This is a genomic window from Streptomyces flavochromogenes (assembly GCF_000717595.1).
Taxonomy (GTDB): domain Bacteria; phylum Actinomycetota; class Actinomycetes; order Streptomycetales; family Streptomycetaceae; genus Streptomyces; species Streptomyces flavochromogenes.
This window is the reverse complement of the sequence record NZ_JNZO01000019.1, coordinates 64,697-84,239: the sequence shown is the minus strand read 5'-3', so window position 1 is coordinate 84,239 and position 19,543 is coordinate 64,697. Positions and strand designations below refer to the sequence as shown.

General features: G+C 73.3%; 16 protein-coding genes. 7 read left to right on the top strand and 9 right to left on the bottom strand.

Features of this window, described 5'->3' with window-relative positions:
• The first annotated feature begins 93 nt into the window (after positions 1-93).
• From IF00_RS46480 to IF00_RS0124180, 5 genes are all read left to right on the top strand, one after another.
• Positions 94-843 carry a hypothetical protein gene (locus IF00_RS46480; RefSeq protein WP_209439791.1) on the top strand — a complete coding sequence of 250 codons (750 nt, stop codon included), beginning with the start codon at positions 94-96 and terminating at the stop codon, positions 841-843.
• Between the two features lie 95 nt (positions 844-938).
• Positions 939-1,628 (top strand): PadR family transcriptional regulator, encoded by a 690-nt coding sequence (locus IF00_RS0124195; protein WP_030321334.1) that lies wholly within the window; start codon positions 939-941, stop codon positions 1,626-1,628.
• 146 nt (positions 1,629-1,774) lie between these two features.
• Positions 1,775-2,509: an ABC transporter ATP-binding protein gene (locus tag IF00_RS0124190; RefSeq protein ID WP_030321332.1), complete on the top strand. Its 735-nt coding sequence runs from the start codon at positions 1,775-1,777 to the stop codon at positions 2,507-2,509.
• Positions 2,506-5,370, top strand: a complete 2,865-nt coding sequence (locus IF00_RS0124185) for an ABC transporter permease (RefSeq protein ID WP_030321331.1) — start codon at positions 2,506-2,508, stop codon at positions 5,368-5,370. The genes IF00_RS0124190 and IF00_RS0124185 overlap by 4 nt, the downstream gene beginning before the upstream one ends.
• Before the next feature lie 97 nt (positions 5,371-5,467).
• Positions 5,468-6,016, top strand: coding sequence for a bacterial proteasome activator family protein (locus IF00_RS0124180; RefSeq protein WP_017240334.1), 549 nt, complete (start codon positions 5,468-5,470; stop codon positions 6,014-6,016).
• Positions 6,017-6,329: 313 nt separating this feature from the next.
• Here the strand turns inward: IF00_RS0124180 and IF00_RS0124175 are convergent, their stop codons facing one another.
• From IF00_RS0124175 to pdhA, 7 genes are all read right to left on the bottom strand, one after another.
• Entirely contained in the window at positions 6,330-7,316 is a 987-nt protein-coding gene (locus IF00_RS0124175) for an NAD(P)H-quinone oxidoreductase (protein ID WP_030321329.1), read from the bottom strand.
• A gap of 48 nt (positions 7,317-7,364) precedes the next feature.
• Positions 7,365-8,450, bottom strand: coding sequence for a potassium channel family protein (locus IF00_RS0124170; RefSeq protein ID WP_078944833.1), 1,086 nt, complete (start codon positions 8,448-8,450; stop codon positions 7,365-7,367).
• A complete protein-coding gene (locus IF00_RS0124165; protein ID WP_030321326.1) occupies positions 8,447-9,832 on the bottom strand; it encodes a molybdopterin molybdotransferase MoeA in 1,386 nt (461 codons plus the stop codon). The genes IF00_RS0124170 and IF00_RS0124165 overlap by 4 nt, the downstream gene beginning before the upstream one ends.
• On the bottom strand, positions 9,829-10,683 hold the full coding sequence (locus IF00_RS0124160; protein ID WP_030321324.1) for an NTP transferase domain-containing protein: 855 nt from the start codon (positions 10,681-10,683) through the stop codon (positions 9,829-9,831). The genes IF00_RS0124165 and IF00_RS0124160 overlap by 4 nt, the downstream gene beginning before the upstream one ends.
• 244 nt (positions 10,684-10,927) lie before the next feature.
• The gene (locus IF00_RS0124155; protein WP_030321322.1) at positions 10,928-12,316 is read right to left on the bottom strand and encodes a dihydrolipoamide acetyltransferase family protein; all 1,389 of its coding nucleotides are present in this window, start codon (positions 12,314-12,316) and stop codon (positions 10,928-10,930) included.
• Positions 12,316-13,380: an alpha-ketoacid dehydrogenase subunit beta gene (locus IF00_RS0124150; RefSeq protein ID WP_030321321.1), complete on the bottom strand. Its 1,065-nt coding sequence runs from the start codon at positions 13,378-13,380 to the stop codon at positions 12,316-12,318. Before IF00_RS0124150 ends, IF00_RS0124155 begins: the two co-directional genes overlap by 1 nt.
• Positions 13,380-14,540 carry a pyruvate dehydrogenase (acetyl-transferring) E1 component subunit alpha gene (gene pdhA / locus IF00_RS0124145; protein WP_030321319.1) on the bottom strand — a complete coding sequence of 387 codons (1,161 nt, stop codon included), beginning with the start codon at positions 14,538-14,540 and terminating at the stop codon, positions 13,380-13,382. The genes IF00_RS0124150 and pdhA overlap by 1 nt, the downstream gene beginning before the upstream one ends.
• Positions 14,541-14,717: 177 nt before the next feature.
• Between pdhA and IF00_RS0124140 the strand changes: the two genes are divergently transcribed.
• On the top strand, positions 14,718-15,320 hold the full coding sequence (locus IF00_RS0124140; protein WP_106975873.1) for an Lrp/AsnC family transcriptional regulator: 603 nt from the start codon (positions 14,718-14,720) through the stop codon (positions 15,318-15,320).
• A gap of 128 nt (positions 15,321-15,448) precedes the next feature.
• Here the strand turns inward: IF00_RS0124140 and IF00_RS0124135 are convergent, their stop codons facing one another.
• Positions 15,449-16,042, bottom strand: coding sequence for a TetR/AcrR family transcriptional regulator (locus tag IF00_RS0124135; RefSeq protein WP_030321315.1), 594 nt, complete (start codon positions 16,040-16,042; stop codon positions 15,449-15,451).
• Positions 16,039-17,649 carry a 3-hydroxyacyl-CoA dehydrogenase gene (locus tag IF00_RS0124130; protein ID WP_078944832.1) on the bottom strand — a complete coding sequence of 537 codons (1,611 nt, stop codon included), beginning with the start codon at positions 17,647-17,649 and terminating at the stop codon, positions 16,039-16,041. The genes IF00_RS0124135 and IF00_RS0124130 overlap by 4 nt, the downstream gene beginning before the upstream one ends.
• Positions 17,650-17,773: 124 nt before the next feature.
• Here IF00_RS0124130 and paaN point away from each other — a divergent pair, with 124 nt between their 5' ends.
• Positions 17,774-19,471 carry a phenylacetic acid degradation protein PaaN gene (gene paaN / locus IF00_RS0124125; RefSeq protein WP_030321311.1) on the top strand — a complete coding sequence of 566 codons (1,698 nt, stop codon included), beginning with the start codon at positions 17,774-17,776 and terminating at the stop codon, positions 19,469-19,471.
• Positions 19,472-19,543: the final 72 nt, after the last annotated feature.

Genomic DNA, 19,543 nt, shown 5'->3' with positions numbered 1-19,543 from the left:
CGTCTGCCGACCCCGTCCCGGATGCCGGAAGTGTCCCGACATGTGACGCTGAGTTCATTGTCTCGGCGGCTCGGTACGGGAGGGGGTCACCCGGTGACTCCAGCACTCCGCAGGGCACGGGCGCGGGCCCTCGGCCCCGCTCTCACCTGCGTGTTCGCCTGCGCGTGCGTCCTGTACGGGGTGCCGCTCGCGTACGGAGCCGAGGCCCCCGGCAGCTCCGTGGGGGCCACGGCCCCGACCACGCCGTCGACCCCCGCGCCGCTCCCGTCCTCACCCTCCTCGACGTCCGTCGCTCCGTCACCCTCCTCCGTCACGCCCTCCGCGACGGTCACGCCCTCCGCCTCCACCTCCGCCTCTCCGGGGCGGACCGGGGGCGCCGGCACACCCGCGCGTCCCGCGCCCGCGCCGACCGGCACCGGGGCGCTGCCCCCCGCCACGCCGAGCGCCGAGCCCAGCGACGCGCCCTCTCCCGACGGCTCCGCGTCGCTTGCGGGCCGGCCCGCGGGCGAAGGGCGGCCGAGACCCGGACGCTCCGTGCCGCCGACGCCCCCGGCGGGCGACACGACCCCGCCGCCGGAGTCCTCTCGTACCGAAACTGCAACAGACCCGGAGAGCCCCGAGGGCCCCGACGCCGTCGAACAGGAAGTCGAAGGGGTACGCGAGGAGGAGGCCGTCGTACCGGAGGCGGCGCCCGCCAGCCGGCCGGGCACGGCGCCGCGGATGGCGGCCGAATCCACGTCACCCCTCGGCGACCAGCGGATTCCCGTGCTCACACTGGGGGTCGGACTTGCCCTGATGGGACTCGGAATCGGCTTCCTCGGGCTCCGGATGCGGCGCCGCTGAGCCCCCCGGCCCGCCCGGGTCCCCCTTGAGGCGGACGCGTCCCTTCCCCCTCAGGACGGTTGTTCGCGGCACCATACTCGGTATACATACTGAGTATGTCGATCCGCCACGGGCTTCTCGCCCTCCTCGAACGCGGCCCTCGGTACGGCTCCCAGCTCCGTACGGAGTTCGAGTCCCGCACCGGTTCCACCTGGCCGCTCAACGTGGGCCAGGTCTACACGACCCTCAGCCGGCTCGAGCGCGACGGCATGGTCGCCCAGGGCGGCGAGGACGCGGCCGGGCACGCGCTCTACGCGATCACGGACAGCGGCCGCGCCGAACTCAGGACCTGGTTCGAGAAGCCGGTGGACCGCACCAGCCCCGCACGTGACGAGCTGGCCATCAAGCTCGCCATGGCCGTCGGCGCTCCCAACGTCGACATCCGCGACGTCATCCAGTCCCAGCGCCGGCACACCGTGAAGGCCATGCAGGACTACACCCGCCTCAAGGCCCAGGCGCTCATCGCCGTCGAGAGCGGCGGGGCCCGGGAACGGGACGACGTGGCCTGGCTGCTCGTCCTGGAGCAGCTGATCTTCCAGACCGAGGCCGAGGCCCGCTGGCTGGACCACTGCGAGTCCCGGCTGATCCGCCTCTCGGCGACGGCCGCGCACACCGGGTCCGCCACGGCGACCACGGCCGCGGGCACCGCGGGGGCACCGACCGCGGCCGCCCCGACAGGCGCCGATGCGGCGCCCACCGAAGCCGCACCACCCGAGGCCGCGTCACCCGCGGCCGGAGCGCGCTGACCGCACCGTCGCGCCCCACCCGTACCGCTCGCGCCTCACCCGCCGTACGGCCCGCGCATCGCCCGCCGTACCACTCCCGCATCACCTTTCCACCGCTCGCTCCCGTACTCGGCCGACCGCCGGGCACGCCCAAGGGGGGACCCCTCATGTCCGCACAGCAGCCCGTGCTGCAACTCCAGAACCTGACCCGCGTCCACGGCGCGGGTGCCACCGAGGTGCATGCCCTGCGCGGCATCGACCTCGCCGTGTACCCGGGTGAACTCGTCGCCGTCATGGGCCCGTCCGGCTCCGGCAAGTCCACGCTCCTCACCATCGCCGGCGGCCTCGACGCCCCCACCTCGGGCCGCGTGATCGTCGAGGACACCGACATCACCACGGCGAGCGTCAAGGAGCTCGCGGCCCTGCGCCGCCGCAGCATCGGCTACGTCTTCCAGGACTACAACCTCATCCCCGCCCTCACCGCCGCCGAGAACGTGGCCCTTCCGCGCGAACTGGACGGGACCTCCTCCCGCAAGGCGCGCGTCGAGGCCCTCAAGGCACTGGAGGAGATGGGCCTCGGCCACCTCTCCGACCGCTTCCCGGACGAGATGTCCGGCGGCCAGCAGCAGCGTGTCGCCATCGCCCGCGCGCTCGTCGGCGATCGCCGGCTCGTCCTCGCCGACGAGCCGACCGGCGCCCTCGACTCCGAGACCGGCGAGTCCGTGCTCGCCCTGCTCCGCAGCCGCTGCGACGCCGGCGCCGCCGGTGTCCTCGTCACCCACGAGCCGCGGTTCGCGGCCTGGGCGGACCGGGTCGTGTTCCTGCGGGACGGCGCCATCGTCGACCAGACCGTGCGCAGCGAGGCCGATTCCCTGCTGTCGGGCCAGGTGGCTGAGGCGTGAAGACCTGGCTCCACTCCTGGCGGGCCGCGATCCGGATCGCCCGCCGCGACGCATGGCGTTCCAAGGGCCGCAGCGCCCTCGTCCTGGCCATGATCGCCCTGCCGATCCTGGGCGTCAGCGCCCTCGATCTGACCTACCGAAGCTCCGAGCTGTCCCCCACCGAGCGGGCGGACCGCATGATCGGCGCGGCGGACGCCCAGTTCAGGGACCCCGGCTACGGCGGGGCACCGATCTTCCAGGATCCGATCGGTGAGATGAGCACGACGGCCAAGGACTACGAGAACACGTCCTGGCCGAGCGGCCCCACCGATGTCACCAAGACGTTCCCCGCGGGTTCCACGTTCCTCTCGGACAGCTCCGGCACGGCCAAGCTGACGACGAAGCACGGCCTGCTCGTGACGCACGTGCGTGAGCTCAAGGCGGCCGATCCGATCGCCCGGGGCATCACGACCCTTCTGGAGGGGCGCTACCCGGAGAAGAACGACGAGGTCGTCGCGACCTCGCGCTTCCTGGAGAGCAGCGGTCTGTCGGTCGGCTCGACCCTTTCCGCACGCAATTTCGACCGCCCGTATCGGATCGTCGGCTCCTACGAGATCCCCGACGACCTGAACGCCGTCCAGGTCAACGCGGTCCCCGGGGCCTTCCTCGCCCCGTACGCGAAGGCCGTCGAGAAGGCCGGTCTGCAGAAGCCCGACATCAGCACCACGTACCTGGTGCGCAAGTCCGGTGGTTTCACGTGGAACATGGTCAAGGAGCTCAACACCAAGGGTGTCATCGTCGCCTCGCGTGCCGTGATCCTCGACCCGCCCGCCACATCCGAGGTCCCGCTCTACCAGAAGGAGAACTGGGGCAACTTCGAATCCAGCGCGGGTGCCAACGCCGCCCAACTCGCCGCCGTCGGCACCGTCGTCGGTCTGGCGATGCTGGAGATCTGCCTGCTCGCCGGACCCGCCTTCGCGGTCGGCGCCCGCCGCTCGCGCCGCCAGCTCGGTCTGGTCGGTGCCAACGGCGGTGCCCGCAGCCACATCCGGGCCATCGTGCTGAGCGGCGGTCTGGTCATCGGCGTCGCCGCCGCGGTCACCGGTACGGTCCTCGCCCTGATCCTCACCAAGGTGCTCCAGCCGTACCTGGAGGAGACCATGGGCCAGCGGTTCGGAGCCTTCGACATCCGGCCGCTCGAAATCCTCGGCATCGCGCTGCTCGCCGTGCTGACCGGCCTGCTCGCCGCCATCGTGCCGGCGATCACCGCCTCCCGGCAGACCGTCCTCGCCTCGCTCACCGGCCGGCGCGGTGTCCGCCGCAGCAGCCGGGTGCTGCCCCTGATCGGCCTCGCGGCCCTCCTGATCGGCGGCGCCATCGCGCTCTTCGGCTCCATGATCAGCCAGCAGTTCATCGTCGTGGCCGGCGGCTCTGCCATCGCCGAGCTGGGCGTCGTCGCGATGACCCCGGCCCTGGTGGGTCTGTTCGGGCGGGCCGGGCGCTGGCTGCCGCTGTCGCCGCGGCTCGCGCTGCGGGACGCCGTGCGCAACCGGGGCCGTACGGCTCCCGCCGTCGCCGCCGTCCTCGCCGCCGTCGCCGGTACGGTCGCCGTCTCCACGTACATGGCCAGCGAGGAGACCCAGCACCGGGCCGAGTACACCGCCCAGATGCCGCACGGAACCGTCGCCGCGTTCGTCATGGAGGAAGGCGGCCGGGACGTCCCCGCGGTCCGCGAGGCGATCGAGCGGTACGTCCCCGTCGACGTCCGTGCGGATGTCGCGCGCGTCGCGGTCGGCAAGCCCAGCTGCCAGCCGTGGGACAGCGGACCGGGCTGCGGCCGCTTCGAGGTCGTCGTCCCCCCGGCGAACGAATGCCCCATGTACGCGACGATCCCCGGCGGCGGAGACGCCTCGGAGAAGTACACGCCCGAACAGCGACTGAAGATGATCACCGACGACTGGCGGTGCAAGGAGGGCCGGAGCAGCGGGATGTACGTCTCCGACGGCGGGCTGCTCGTCGGTGACGCCGCGCTTCTGAAGGTGCTCGGCCTCGACGAGCCGGCGACCGTGAAGGCCCTCGCCGACGGCAAGGTCGTCAGCTTCAACCCTGTCAACGTCGACAAGAACGGCATGTACGGGATCAAGCAGATCACCGACCTCGCCGCCGCCGACAAGGCCTCCGAGCAGGGCAGGCCCGCTCCCGGCAAGGTCGTCGCCCTGCCCGCCTACCAGGTGCCCGGGGACCAGAAGTCCTACGGCGTCCAGGCCCTGATGACGCCGGCCACCGCCAAGGCCGCCGGACTCGCGACGGCGCCGCTCGGCACGTACGCCAGCACCGACCGGCTGCCCGACACCGAGGCACGCCAGAAGCTCGACGGCGAGCTCACCAAGCTCGGCAGCAACGTCGACCTCCGTGTGGAGGAAGGATTCGTCAACGACAACAGCCTCATCCTGCTGTCGCTGGCGATCTTCGCGGGGCTCGTCACCGTCGGCGCCGCCGGCATCGCCACCGGGCTCGCCCAGGCCGACGCCGAGGCCGATCTGAAGACGCTGGCCGCCGTGGGCGCCCCGCCGCGGGTCCGTCGGACCCTCAGCGGCTTCCAGTGTGGCGTCGTCGCCGCGATGGGCGTACTCCTCGGATCGGCCGCCGGAGTGCTGCCGGCGATGGGCCTCCGGCTCAACGAGGAGCGGCAGCAGATGCGCTGGCACGAGGACGCCGTCGCCCAGGGCTGGAGCGCGGCCTCGGAGGTGCCGTACGTCCCGATCGTCATCCCCTGGGAGACCCTCGCCGGCCTGCTCGTCGCCGTCCCCGTGGGCGCCGCGCTGCTCGCCGCCCTGGTGACCCGCTCACGCGGCGCGCTGTCCCGGCGCGAGGCGACCTGACGGTCTTCGTTGTCGTCCTGTGCCCCCGCACGAGGGTGGATCACCCTCGTGCGGGGGCACACCCCGTGGTGACGCATGTGTACGAGAGAATGGCGGCATGGAGATGCCGAGGAATGACAGGTCGCAGGAGAGCCCCCAGGTCCTCATCGTGGGACAGGACGGGATGGCGCTCGGCGGCACTCAGGGCGACGACGAACCCCGCGAGGTCCCGGTGACGGAAATGGTCGAGCAGCCTGCGAAGGTCATGCGGATCGGCAGCATGATCAAGCAGCTCCTGGAGGAAGTACGCGCGGCACCTCTCGACGAGGCCAGCCGGGTCAGGCTCAAGGACATCCACGCAAGCTCCGTGAAGGAGCTGGAGGACGGGCTCGCGCCCGAGCTGGTCGAGGAACTGGAGCGTCTCTCCCTGCCGTTCACGGACGAGGCGATCCCCTCCGAGGCGGAGCTGCGCATCGCGCAGGCTCAGCTGGTGGGCTGGCTGGAGGGCCTCTTCCACGGCATCCAGACGGCGCTCTTCGCCCAGCAGATGGCGGCCCGCGCCCAGCTGGAGCAGATGCGCAGGGCGCTCCCGCCGGGTGCGTCGCACGACGATGACGACGACGACCGCGGCCACGGCCACGCGGTCCGCTCGGGGCCGTACCTGTAGGCCGCGGCGGAAGACGTACGAGGAGGGGCCCGGCACGCCGCGTGCCGGGCCCCTCACGCGTCTGCACGGGGAGGACGGGGTGAGCCCGGAGCGGCCGGAGGTCGGGGTGCCACAGGGGCTGCGGGCGCGGGTGACCCACGGGAGGTCCTGAGGGCGGGGTGACCCCGGGGAGGGCCCGGGCCCGGCCGGCCCGAGGTCGCCGCCCGCCCGGGCCTGAGATCGCCGCCCCGCCGGCCGTGAGGGCGCCCCTCCTGGCCCCGAGATCGCCGCCCGCCGGCCCCTGCGGCAGTCCGCCCGCCGCCCTGGGGGCCCCTCAGCCCTTCGGGGCCACGAGCAGGACCTTGCCCACATGGGTGCCGGACTCCAGCGCCCGGTGGCCCTCGGCGGCGTCGTCCAGCGGCAGCGTCCGGTCGACGACCGGCCTGACCGTGCCCGCGCCGATCAGCGGCCAGACGTGCTCCCGTACGGCGGCCACGATCGCCGCCTTCTCGTCCGCCGGGCGCGCCCGCAGCGTGGTCGCCATGACCGCGGCGCGCTTCGCGAGCAGCGCCCCGAGGTTCAGCTCGCCCTTGACGCCGCCCTGGAGACCGATGACGACGAGCCGGCCGTTCACGGCCAGCGCCTTCACGTTCCGCTCCAGGTACTTGGCGCCGACGATGTCCAGGATGACGTCCGCGCCCGCCCCGTCGGTCGCCTTGGCCAGCTCCTCGACGAAGTCCTGCTCGCGGTAGTCGATGAGAACGTCCGCGCCGAGCTCGGCGCAGCGCGCCAGCTTCTCGGGGCCACCGGCGGTGACCGCGACCCGCGCCCCGACCGCCTTCGCCAGCTGGATCGCCATCGTGCCGATCCCGCTCGCACCACCGTGCACGAGCAGCGTCTCGCCGGGACGCAGATGCGCGATCATGAAGATGTTGGACCAGACGGTGCAGGCGACCTCGGGGAGCGCCGCGGCCGTGGCCAGGTCGACGCCCTCCGGCACCGGCAGCAGCTGCCCCACGGGGACGACGACCTTCTCCGCGTAACCGCCGCCGGCGAGCAGCGCGCAGACCTCGTCGCCGACAGCCCAGCCGGATACCCCCGGGCCGAGCCCGGCGATTCGGCCCGAGCACTCCAGGCCGGGGTAGGGCGAGCTGCCCGGCGGCGGGTCGTAGAAGCCCTGGCGCTGGAGCAGATCGGCGCGGTTGACCGCGCTCGCCACCACCTCGACGAGGACCTCGCCCTCGCCGGGTACGGGATCGGGCACCTCGGCCCAGACGAGGGCCTCGGGACCACCGGGTTCCGGAATCGTGATCGCATACATGGCGGCGAGGCTACTCCCGGCACCGGCCGGGGGCGCGGTCCTCCGGGCTCAGTCCTCCGGCGGCGTCCTGAGCGGGGTGACCGGGGCGGCACGCACGATGGTGATCACTCGGTCGGTGAGCTGGAGCGGGCTGGCCGCGGGGTCGTCGTAGCCGAGCAGCCGGTGGCCGCGGAGTACGGTCACGACCAGGTCATCGGTCTCCCGCACGCTCTTCCCGACCTCGCTCTTGGTCACCGGGCGTTCGACCAGGTCGAGACCGGAGCCCTGCTGGATGAGGTCCTCCATGACCGTGCCGGCACTGGGGCTCAGCACGGAGAGGCCGAGCAGGCGCCCGGCGGCGCTGGCACTGGTGATGACCGCGTCCGCGCCGGACTGGCGCAGCAGCGGCGCGTTCTCCTCCTCGCGGACCGCGGCGACGATCTTCGCGCCCCGGTTGAGCTGCCGGGCCGTGAGGGTCACCAGGACGGCCGTGTCGTCGCGCTGGGTGGCGATGACGATCTGCCGGGCCCGCTGCACCTCGGCACGGAGCAGGACGTCGCTGCGGGTCGCGTCGCCGACCACGCCGACGAAACCGTCCGCGTTCGCCGTCTCGATCACCTTGTTGGAGGGATCGACGATGACGATCTGCTCCTTGCTGAGCCCGGTCGCGCAGAGCGTCTGGATCGCGGACCGCCCCTTGGTGCCGAAGCCGACGATGACGGTGTGGTCGCGCAAGGTGGACCTCCAGCGGTTCAGCCGGAACTCCTCGCGGGTCCGCTCCGTGAGGACCTCGAGGGTGGTGCCGACCAGGATGATCAGAAACAGCACGCGCAGGGGCGTGACCAGCAGGATGTTGGCGAGCCGCGCCGAGTCGCTGTACGGGACGATGTCGCCGTATCCGGTGGTGGAGAGCGTGACGGTCGCGTAGTAGGCGCAGTCGAGGAAGTCGAGCGTCTCGTTGGCGTTGTCGTGGTAGCCCTCACGGTCGACGTAGACGATGAGGACCGTCACCACCAGCACGCCGAGGGCCATCAGGAGCCGCTTGCCGACCTGACGCAGGGGCCGCTCGACCTCTCGGCGCGGCAGCCTGATCTGCGGACCGGAGATCCGCTCGTCCGCGTGACGGGCCATCGCGTCACGACTGGGAAGTTTCACGTGAAACACGCTCCTTGGGCCGGTACGGCCCCCTCGGCCGCCGGCCAGGGAAGGTCGAGGACATCCAACTCTTGGCCGGGGCGGGCGCCGCCGGGCGGAATGACGGCCAGGCCGTCGGCGGCGGCGATGCCACGGAGCATGGCCGGTCCGTTGAAGCGCAGGGCTACGGCGCGTCCACCACGGCGGACGACCGGGACGAGCCGGGTGTCGAACGGATGCCCGTGCACCTCGTCCCGGACAGGAACGCGGGGCGGGGCGGGCGCCGCCGCCGCGGCCCCGGTCAGGGCGGCCAGGAGCGGCTGCGCCAAGGTCAGAAGCCCGGAGACGGCCGCGAGCGGGTTGCCGGGGAGCCCGACGAGATGACGGACGCGCGCGGGCCGGGTGCGCTCGGACGACGTGGCCACGGACGGCGTGGGATCGGACGGCGTGGGATCGGGCCGGGTTGGCTCGGGCCGGGTGGGCTCGGCGGCGAGGCGGGCGAGCAGCATCGGGTGACCGGGCCGGACCTTCACGCCGTCGACCAGGAGGGTCGCGCCGGCCTTGTCCAGTACGCCGTGGACGTGGTCCACGGGCCCGGCGGCGGTCCCGCCGGTGGTGAGGACCAGGTCGGCGGTGGAACCGGTGACGGCCGCGTACAGCTCCTCGGCCTCGTCGCCGATCCTGCGGGTGGCGAGGACGTCGGCGCCGAGCGCTGTCAGCCACGGGCCGAGCATGGGGCCGAGGGCGTCGCGGATCAGGCCGTCGTGGGGGAGACCCGTCGTGAGCAGCTCGTCGCCGAGGACCAGGATCTCGACCCGGGGGCGCGGCGGTACGGGGAGCTCGTCGTAACCGGCGGCCGCGGCGAGGCCGAGCACGGCGGGGGTCACGGCGGTGCCGGCGGGCAGCAGCTCGTCGCCTGCACGGCACTCCTGGCCCCGGGGCCGGATGTCCTGACCCGGCACGACCTCGCGCAGGGCGTGCAGCAGCGCACCCTCCGTGCGTGAGTGCTCGGTGCGGACGACGGCGGTGGTCCCGGCGGGGACGCGAGCGCCGGTGGCGATCCGTACGGCCTCGCCGTCGGCCGTCACGGCCGGGGACGCCTGTCCGGCGAGGACGGCGCCTTCCGGGCGTACGGTCCAGGGTCCGGGACCCGCGACCGCCCAGCCGTCCATGGCGGAGGTGTCGAAGGGCGGCAGGTCGGTGAGGGCGAGCAGCGGCTCGGCCATGACCTGTCCGAGCGCCTGCCCGAGGGGGACGCCGAGCGGCGCCCGGCCTGCCCGCGCCGAGGCCCCGGCGCGGACGGCCGCGGCACGGGCCTCGGGCCAGGCGGCGGCCCGGTGCGGCCCCCCGGCCCGCGTGTCGTCGGTTCCGGGGGCCACCGGGAGGGGCTCCTTCAGGGTCATCCCGCCTCGTCCTGCTCGGCGGCCCAGCGCTGGGCCAGCGCGGCGGCCTTGCGGGCGGCCTCGGCGACCGCCTCGGGACCTCCCTCGCTGCCCGCGCGCGCCGCCGCGTATCCGACCAGGAAGGTGGTCAGGGGCGCGGCGGGACGCGCCACTCCATGGGCGGCGTCGCGGGCCAGATCGAGCAGTACGCCGGTGTCGACGTCCAGCTCGATGCCCAGTTCGTCCTTGACTGCGGTGATCCATTCATCCAGCACGGTCCCATGCTCCCTGATACGGGCCCGGGCCGTGGCGATGTCCTCCCAGGTGTCGCAGTCGAAGGAGGCGAGAGGCCCGGCGGCGACCCGGGTGAGGCTCAGTGCGCCGGTGAGCTGCCGCAGCGGGCCGCCGGCGAGGGTGCCACGCTCCTCGGTGATCCGCGCCAACTCCCGCCGCAGCGGGGCGGCTCGGTAGGCGGCGACGAGCGGCTGGTCCCGTCCCCCGGCGTCGGTGAGGAGGGAGGCCTCGGCGTCGGGGGCGTCGGCGAGCGCTCCGAGCAGTCGGTGGACGGTGTCCTCGTCGAGGAAGGGCAGGTCGGCGGAGAGGACGAGCAGAACGTCGGCCCCGGTCTCCCGTACTCCCGCGCCGAGGGCGGCGAGCGGCCCCCCACCGGGCGGGTCCTCCCTGGTCCAGCGGACGGGGCGGACGGTCGGCCGGGAGTCGCCGACGACCACCGTCCGGTCCGCGCCACGGGACGCGGCGAGGACCCGGTCGAGGAGCGCCCGGCCTCCGACCCGTACGCCGGGCTTGTCGGCACCGCCGAGTCGCTGGGCGGCGCCTCCGGCGAGTACGACGGCGTCGTGTGGGGTGGTCACCCCAGCAGTATGGTCCGCCGCCTCTTCCCGCCGTCGGCTGGTCTCCCTTGGTGGGACGACGCGGGTGGCGGAACCCGCGGCGGACGGGACCACGGACGGGTGCGGACAGTCCGGGGGAGGGGCCGGTGGACGGTCCGGGGGAGAGTCCGAGGGAGGCCCGGTGGACGTTCCGGGGGCCGCGGTCCGAGGGGCGATCCGGGGGCGGTCCGGCGGGACCGGGAAGGTCCCGCCGGAGCGCCGGGTGTCAGAGCGTGCGCAGCAGGACCGCGGGCTGCTCGACGCAGTCCGCCACGTACCGCAGGAAGCCGCCCGCCGTGCCGCCGTCGCAGACGCGGTGGTCGAAGGTGAGCGAGAGCTGCACCACCTGACGTACGGCCAGTTCGCCCTGGTGGACCCACGGTTTGGGGATGATCCGGCCGACGCCGAGCATCGCGGCCTCGGGGTGGTTGATGATCGGCGTGGATCCGTCGACCCCGAACACCCCGTAGTTGTTCAGGGTGAACGTGCCGCCCGTCAGGTCGGCCGGGGTGAGCGCCGACTCCCTTGCGGCCTCCGTCAGCCGGGCGAACTCCGCCGTCAGCGACTCGGCCGTCCGGGTCCCCGCGTCCTTGACCACGGGGACGACCAGACCGCGCGGGGTCTGGGCGGCGAAACCGAGATGCACGGCCGGCAGCCGGACGATCTCCCGGGCCGCCATGTCCACGGTGGAGTTGAGCTCGGGGAACCGCGCCAGGGCGTGGACACAGATGCGGGCGAGGAGCGCGAGCAGGGAGATCTTCGGCCCACCCGCCGCGTTCATCGCCGCCCGCGCGGCCATCAGCTCGGTCGCGTCGGCGTCCACCCAGCAGGTCGCGTCCGGGATCTCCGTACGGCTGCGCGACAGCTTGTCCGCCACGGCGCCGCGGACCCCTCGTAGCGGCACCCGCTCACCGGCCGAAGCGGCCGCGGAGGAGGGCGCCGAAGCGGGCACGGCGGCCGGGGCGGGCGCCGACGCGGCGACGGGCCGCTCCAGGGCCGCGATGGCCAGCTCCACATCGGCCCGCAGGATCAGGCCCTCGGGCCCCGATCCGCGCACCTCGCGCAGATCGAGCCCCCGGTCCCTGGCCAGCTTCCGCACGAGCGGCGAGATGACCGGCACCGGGCCCTCGTGGCCCGGGACGGCGACGGGAGCCGGAGCCGCCACCGCGACCGGGGCGGGTGCGGGGGTCTTCGCCACGGCGTGGCTCTCGTGCCGCACCCGGCGGCGCCGGGCGGCGGGCTCGGCCGTGCCGTACCCGACGAGCACATTGCCCGAGTACTCGGACGACACGGCGGACTCGGCGGCGGTCTCCCCCACCGTGGGGGTGGCTCCGGGAGCCGCCTCCGCGAGCTCCTCCGGCGCGCCCGTGCCACCCACCGCGACCGTCAGAAGCGGCGCGCCGACGGGCAGTTCGGTGCCCTCCTCGCCGTACCGGGCGGTGACGACACCGCCGTACGGGCAGGGCACCTCGACCATGGCCTTGGCCGTCTCGACCTCGACGACCGGCTGGTCGATGGCGACGACGTCGCCGACTGCGACCAGCCAGCGGACGATCTCCGCCTCGGTGAGTCCCTCACCGAGGTCGGGCAGCTTGAACTCGAGCACCTGCGCCATCAGCTTCCCGCCTCCCACTGCAGTCGCGCCACCGCGTCCAGGACCCGGTCGACGCCCGGCAGATGGTGCCGCTCCAGCATCGGCGGCGGGTAGGGGATGTCGAAGCCCGCGACCCGCAGCACCGGCGCCTCCAGGTGGTGGAAGCAGCGCTCGGTCACGCGCGCGGCGATCTCCGCGCCGGGGCCGCCGAAGCCCGTCGACTCGTGGACGACGACCGCGCGGCCGGTGCGCCGCACCGAGGCGCAGACCGTCTCGTCGTCGAAGGGGACGAGCGAGCGCAGGTCGACGACCTCCAGGTCCCAGCCCTCCGCCTGCGCGGCCTCCGCCGCCTCCAGACAGACGGGAACGGACGGACCGTAGGTGATCAGCGTGGCACCGGTGCCCCGCCGTCGCACCACGGCCTTGCCGATCGGCTCCACGGCCGCCGGCGCCTCGGGGGACCAGTCGGACTTGGACCAGTAGAGCCGCTTGGGCTCCAGGAAGACCACCGGGTCGTCGGAGGCGATGGCCGCGCGCAGCAACCCGTAGGCGTCCTCGACGGTGGCCGGGGTGACGACGTGGAGTCCCGGGGTGGCCATGTAGTAGGCCTCGGAGGAGTCGCTGTGGTGCTCGACGCCGCCGATCCCGCCGCCGTACGGGACACGGATGACGATCGGCATCGGCATCGCGCCGCGCGTCCGGTTCCGCATCTTCGCCACGTGGGAGATCAGCTGCTCGAACGCCGGGTAGGCGAACGCGTCGAACTGCATCTCGACGACCGGCCGCAGGCCGTACATGGCCATGCCGACGGCCGCGCCGAGGATGCCGGCCTCGGCCAGCGGGGTGTCCGTGCAGCGGTCCTCGCCGAACTCCTTCGCGAGCCCGTCGGTGACCCGGAAGACGCCGCCGAGGGTGCCGACGTCCTCGCCCATCACATGGACGGTCGGGTCCTCGGCCATCGCGTCGCGCATGGCGCGCTGGAGCGCCTGCGCCATCGTGGCGGGCTTGGCCTTCCCGGCCTTGCCGCCCTTACCGGCGTTCCCGGCGGTCCTGTCCGCCGTGGGTCCGGTCGTCGCCGTCGTCATCACGCCTCACCCTCGGCTTCGAGCTCGGCGCGCAGCTGCGCCGCCTGTTCCCGCAGCTGCGTGGTCTGCTCGGCGTACACGTGCGAGAAGAGGTCCATCGGGTTCAGCACGGGGTCGGCGTTCATCCGCTCGCGCAGCTCCGCGGCCATCGTCTCGGCGGCCTCGGCCGCCGCGCGCCTGCCGTCCTCGTCGAGCAGGCCGCGCTCCGTCAGTTCCCGTTCGAGGATCAGGATCGGGTCGTGTGCCCGCCAGGTCTCGACCTCGCCGGCCGCGCGGTAGCGGGTGGCGTCGTCGGCGTTGGTGTGGGCGTCGATGCGGTACGTGATCGCCTCGACGAGGGTGGGGCCGCCGCCGCGCCGCGCGCGGGCCACGGCCTCGGTGAGCACCTGGTGGACGGCGATCGCGTCGTTGCCGTCGACGAGCCGGCCGGGCATGCCGTATCCGACGGCCTTGTGGGCCAGGGACGGGGCGGCGGTCTGCTTGGCGAGCGGTACGGAGATCGCGAAGCCGTTGTTCTGCACGAGGAAGACCACGGGGGCCTGCCAGACGGCCGCGAAGTTCAGCGCCTCGTGGAAGTCGCCCTCGCTGGTGCCGCCGTCGCCGACCATGGCGAGCGCGACGACGTCGTCGCCCTTGAGCCGGGCGGCGTGGGCGAGGCCCACGGCGTGCGGGAGCTGGGTGGCCAGCGGGGTGGAGAGCGGCGCGATGCGGTGCTCGTGCGGGTCGTACCCGGTGTGCCAGTCGCCGCGCAGCAGGGTCAGGGCCTGCACGGGGTCGAGGCCACGGGCGACCGCGGCCAGGGTGTCGCGGTACGAGGGGAAGAGCCAGTCCCGCTCCTCCAGGGCGAGGGCGGCGGCGATCTCGCACGCCTCCTGGCCGTGGGTGGAGGGATACACGGCGAGCCGGCCCTGCTTGGTGAGGGCGGTGGCCTGCGTGTTGTACCGGCGGCCGCGGATCAGCTCCGCGTAGAGCCGGAGCAGCAGCGCGGGGTCGGCGTCGGCCACGGCGTCCGTGCCGAGCACGCGCAGCGGCTCGGTGTCGGGCAGCAGCGGGGCGGGGTCGGTCCGCGGCTGCCATGCCGGCGGCGGGGTCGGCCGGTAGGCGGGAACGGCACCGGGCGGCTCTTGGACTGTCGAACTGCGCTGTTGCAACGAGTCCACCTCCTCGTGGGAGCGGGCATAAGACCCGAAGGCGGGTGGCGCGAGTGTGGCGCGCCTCACCTACCGATTGTTCGGTCGTGGAGGCATTTTGGCTACAGGCACCTGCAGCCTGTGGACAAACGGTTCTCCACAGCCTGGGATGAGTACAGGTCGTCCACCGGAGAGAGGCGGGGGGACATGGCGGATGAACAAATGGCCGTCGACCGGAGCGGGGCTCCGGACGACGAGACGGGCGGCGACCCGGGCGGCGCGCTCCGCGGGACCGGGAGCGAGGTGCCCGGCGAGGCCCTGAGCGCCCCGATCGGCACGCCGACGGGCGCCCTTCCGGCACGCCCGCTGGACGCGATCGACCGGGACATCCTGCGACTGCTGCAAACGGACGGTCGCGCCTCGGTACGCTCCGTCGCCGAGCGGGTGCACGTCTCCCGGGCCAACGCCTACGCGCGCATCAACCGGCTCATCGACGACGGGGTGATCCGCGGCTTCAGCGCCCGGGTCAACCACGAGCGGGCGGGCCACGGCGCCTCCGCCTACATCACGCTCAAGATCGTCCAGAACTCCTGGCGCACGGTCCGCGAGCAGCTCGGCGCGCTGCCGGGGGCCACGCACATCGCGCTGGTCAGCGGCGATTTCGACGTCCTGTTGCTGGTGCACACGCCGGACAACCGGACGCTGCGCGAGCTGGTGCTCACCCGGATCCAGGCGATCCCCGAGGTGCTGTCCACGCGCACGCTGCTGGTCTTCGAGGAGACGGACCTCAACACGGACCCGCACGCCTGACGACGGGAGGACGGCCCCCGCCAGGGGCCGTCCTCCCGTCAGGGCCCACAGGGGCCGTCGAAGGACCGTGGGGCGGGCCCTCCGGCCACGGACCTTCGGACGGCCCCTCAGCAGGGCTCCTCAGTCCTTCAGCGGGCCGTCCTGAGCCCGTCGAACGCCAGGTGCGCGACGGTCTCCGCGAGCTGCTCGCGCTCCGCCGCCGCGTCCGGATGCGGCCGGTACCACTCCACCAGCGAATTGATCATTCCGAAGAGCAGCCGGGTCGCGAGCCTGATGTCCACATCGGCCCGCAGATCGCCCTCCTCGGCGGCCGCCTTGAGCAGGTCGGCCACCTTGTGGTCGAACTCGCGCCGCCGCTCCATGGCCCACCGCTCGGTGCCGGTGTTGCCGCGCACCCGCAGGAGCAGCGTCACGTACGGCAGCTCCGCGATCAGCACCTCCACGGTGCGGCGCGTGACGTACTCGACCCGCTCGACGGCCCGGCCGCGCCCGGCGTCCGGCTCGTCGAGGATCGCGAAGAGCCCGTCGAGCGCCCGGCTGACCGCCCGCCGCAGCAGCTCCTCCTTGCCGGACACATGGTGGTAGATCGACGACTTGGAGATCCCGGCCGCCTTGGAGAGGTGCTCCATGGACGTGCCGTCGTAGCCGCGCTCGTTGAAGACCCGCACGGCCACCGAGAGCAGCGTCTCCGGGGTGTAGGTGTCGCGCTTGGCGGTGGTCATCGGGAGTCCCCCGCTTCCTCGGCGTACCCCCGGCGCATGAGACCGATACCCGGCGCGTAGCGGCCGTTCGCATACCGCGAGTGCAGCTCGCTCAGCAGACCGCACGTGCGCCGGTAGCCGACCTTCCCCGCCCACTCCAGCGGTCCGGCGGGATAGTTGACCCCGAGCCGCATCGCCGTGTCCACGTCCTCCGCCGTCGCGACGCCCCGGTCGACCGCGTCGGCCGCGACATCGGCCAGCATGGCGACCGTACGGGCGACGATCATGCCGGGCACGTCCCCGATGACGGAGACCTTCTTGCCGAGAGCCTGGAAGAGCCCCACCGCCTCCGCGAGGACCTCGGGGTCGACGCCCTCGCGCGCCGACAGCACGATCCTGCTCGCGGCGGCGTAGTCGAGCGCGAGGTCGAAGTAGAGGATCTCCTCCTTGTGGTACTCGAAGGAGGACTCGCCGTCCGCGAGGCTGAGCTCGCCGCCGCACGGCAGCTTGATGTACCCGCCGTCCCCCTTCTTGCGCCGGACCGCGATCCCGGCCGCCTCGAAAAGCCCCACCAGAGGCTCCGCCGGTCCGAGATCGCCCCGGACGACGATCCGCTCGGGCGCCGGCGCCGGCGCCGCCGTGTGCGGCTCGGGCCGCTCGGCGCCCTCCGCGTACGAGAACCAGCCCTGGCCCGTCTTGCGGCCGAGGCGCCCCGACTCCACGAGCCGCCGCTGCGCGAGCGACGGCGTGAACTTCGGGTCCTGGTGGAAGGACTCCCAGACGGACCGGGTCACGGCCTCGTTCACGTCCTGGCCGATGAGGTCGGTCAGCTCGAACGGGCCCATCTTGAAGCCGCCGCACTCGCGCAGGGCCGCGTCGATGGTGGCCGGGTCGGCCGCGCCCTCCTCGAAGACCCTCAGCGCCTCCGCGTAGAACGGACGGGCGACCCGGTTCACGATGAAACCGGGGGTGTCCGCGCAGCGCACCGGGGTCTTCCCCCAGCCCTTCACCGTCTCGTACGCGCGCGTGGCGACGTCCGGCTCGGTGGCGAAGCCGCTGACGACCTCGACGAGGGGGAGCAGCGGCGCCGGGTTGAAGAAGTGCAGTCCGACGAACCGGCCGGGCAGCCGCAGGCCTCCCGCGATGGCGGTGACGGAGAGCGAGGAGGTGTTGGTGGCGAGGACGGTGTCGTCGCCGACGACCTTCTCCAGGTCGGCGAAGAGCTGCTGCTTGACGGGGAGCAGCTCGACGATCGCCTCGACGACGAGCGCCGCGTCCGCGAGCTCCCCGAGGTCCTGGGCGGCGTACAGGCGTCCGGCGGCGGCCTCGCGCGCGGTGGCGTCGAGACGCCCCTTCTCGACGAGGCGGTCGAGGCGTGCCGTGAGGGCGGCCACGGCCTCCTCGGCGCGGCCGGGGGCGCTGTCGTAGAGCCGCACGGGGTGGCCGGCGACCAGTGCGACCTGGGCGATGCCCTGGCCCATGGTGCCGGTGCCGACGACGGCGACGGTCCGGTCCCGCCCGACGGGGCCCAGGACCCCTCCGGCCACGGCTTCGGATGCCTCCACGGCGGCGGCAGGCTCACTGGCGGTCACGTCGTCGCTCCCCCTGACGGTCACGTTGGCGCTCATAGGAGTGATCCTCCCCGATGGGTTTTCCACAGGATCGACAGGCCCCCTTGTCCCGACCGATCGTTCGGTTACTCTAACTCCGTACGTGTCTCCCTGCCCAGCTCGACGAGGAGTTGGTCCACTCATGGCCACCGCTCTGCCGACCACCGACCGTCTGGCCGAGAAGCACCGGTCCACGCTCGACCAGGCGCTCGACACCATCCGGACCCGTGCCTACTGGTCGCCGTATCCCGAGCACCCGAAGGCGTACGGGGAGGGCGGCTCGCTCGACGCGGCGGCCGGTCTCGCCGCCCACCAGGCCCTGCTGAACACCCGCTTCGAGCTCGACCAGCCCGGCACCGACGGCTGGACCGGCGGCGAGACCTCGCCGTACGGCCCGGAGCTCGGCATCGAGTACCCGCACGCCGACATCGACGTCCTGCTCCCCGCGATGCGCGCGGGCATGGGTGCCTGGCGCGACGCCGGGGCCGAGACCCGCGCCCTGGTCTGTCTGGAGATCCTCGCCCGGATCTCCGCCCGCACCCACGAGTTCGCCCACGCCGTCATGCACACCAGCGGCCAGGCGTTCATGATGGCGTTCCAGGCCGGCGGCCCGCACGCCCAGGACCGCGGCCTGGAGGCCGTGGCGTACGCGTACGCGGAGCAGACCCGCACCCCCGCCGGCAGGGCCGACTGGTCCAAGCCGCAGGGCAAGCGCGACCCCCTGGAGCTGAGCAAGGAGTTCACCCCGGTCGGCCGCGGCATCGCCCTGGTGATCGGCTGCAACACCTTCCCCACGTGGAACGGCTACCCGGGCCTGTTCGCCTCCCTCGCCACCGGCAACCCGGTCCTGGTCAAGCCGCACCCGCGCGCGGTGCTCCCGCTCGCGCTGACCGTGCAGGTCGCCCGTGAGGTGCTCGCCGAGTCCGGCTTCGACCCGAACCTGGTCGCGCTCGCCGTCGAGTGGCCGGGCGAGGGCATCGCCAAGACCCTGGCCGTGCGCCCCGAGATCCGGATCATCGACTACACCGGCTCGACCGCCTTCGGCGACTGGCTGGAGGCGAACGCCCGCCAGGCGCAGGTCTACACCGAGAAGGCCGGCGTCAACACGGTGGTGGTCGACTCCACCGACGACTACAAGGGGATGCTCGCCAACCTGGCCTTCTCGCTGTCCCTGTACAGCGGCCAGATGTGCACCACCCCGCAGAACCTGCTGATCCCCCGCGACGGCATCACCACCGACCAGGGCCCCAAGTCGTACGACGAGGTCGTCGCCGACCTCGCCGCGTCGGTCGGCGGTCTGCTCGGCGACGACGCCCGGGCGAACGGTCTGCTGGGCGCCCTGGTCAACCCGGACGTGAAGGCGCGACTCGAGGCCGCCGCCGGTCTCGGCGAGGTGGCGCTCGCCTCCCGCGAGGTCGTCAACCCGGACTACCCGGACGCGGTGGTCCGTACGCCGGTCGTCGTGAAGCTGGACGGATCCAAGCCGGACGCCCAGGCCGCGTACTTCTCGGAGTGCTTCGGCCCGGTCTCCTTCGCCGTCTCGGTGGACTCCACCGCCGACGCCCTGGAGCTGCTGCGGCGCACGGTCCGCGAGAAGGGCGCGATGACGGTCGGGGCCTACACGACCTCGGCGGACGTCGAGCGTGCGGTGGAGGAGGTCTGTCTGGAGGAGTCGGCGCAGCTGTCGCTGAACCTCACGGGCGGGGTCTATGTGAACCAGACCGCCGCGTTCTCCGACTTCCACGGCTCCGGCGGCAACCCGGCGGCGAACGCGGCCCTGTGCGACGGCGCCTTCGTCTCCAACCGCTTCCGGGTGGTGGAGGTCCGCCGCCAGGCCTGAGGCACACCCGTGTGGAGGCTCCCCGGGGCCTCCACACGGCTCCCGCGGGCGCTCTCCCCCAGGGGGGTCTCG

Coding starts and splice junctions, on each gene's coding strand:
- IF00_RS0124195 (WP_030321334.1), top strand. CDS start 939: ATGTCGATCCGCCACGGGCTTCTCGCCCTCCTCGAACGCGGCCCTCGG.
- IF00_RS0124190 (WP_030321332.1), top strand. CDS start 1,775: ATGTCCGCACAGCAGCCCGTGCTGCAACTCCAGAACCTGACCCGCGTC.
- IF00_RS0124180 (WP_017240334.1), top strand. CDS start 5,468: ATGGAGATGCCGAGGAATGACAGGTCGCAGGAGAGCCCCCAGGTCCTC.
- IF00_RS0124175 (WP_030321329.1), bottom strand. CDS start 7,316: ATGTATGCGATCACGATTCCGGAACCCGGTGGTCCCGAGGCCCTCGTC.
- IF00_RS0124165 (WP_030321326.1), bottom strand. CDS start 9,832: ATGACCCTGAAGGAGCCCCTCCCGGTGGCCCCCGGAACCGACGACACG.
- IF00_RS0124155 (WP_030321322.1), bottom strand. CDS start 12,316: ATGGCGCAGGTGCTCGAGTTCAAGCTGCCCGACCTCGGTGAGGGACTC.
- IF00_RS0124150 (WP_030321321.1), bottom strand. CDS start 13,380: ATGACGACGGCGACGACCGGACCCACGGCGGACAGGACCGCCGGGAAC.
- IF00_RS0124140 (WP_106975873.1), top strand. CDS start 14,718: ATGGCGGATGAACAAATGGCCGTCGACCGGAGCGGGGCTCCGGACGAC.
- IF00_RS0124135 (WP_030321315.1), bottom strand. CDS start 16,042: ATGACCACCGCCAAGCGCGACACCTACACCCCGGAGACGCTGCTCTCG.
- IF00_RS0124130 (WP_078944832.1), bottom strand. CDS start 17,649: ATGAGCGCCAACGTGACCGTCAGGGGGAGCGACGACGTGACCGCCAGT.
- paaN (WP_030321311.1), top strand. CDS start 17,774: ATGGCCACCGCTCTGCCGACCACCGACCGTCTGGCCGAGAAGCACCGG.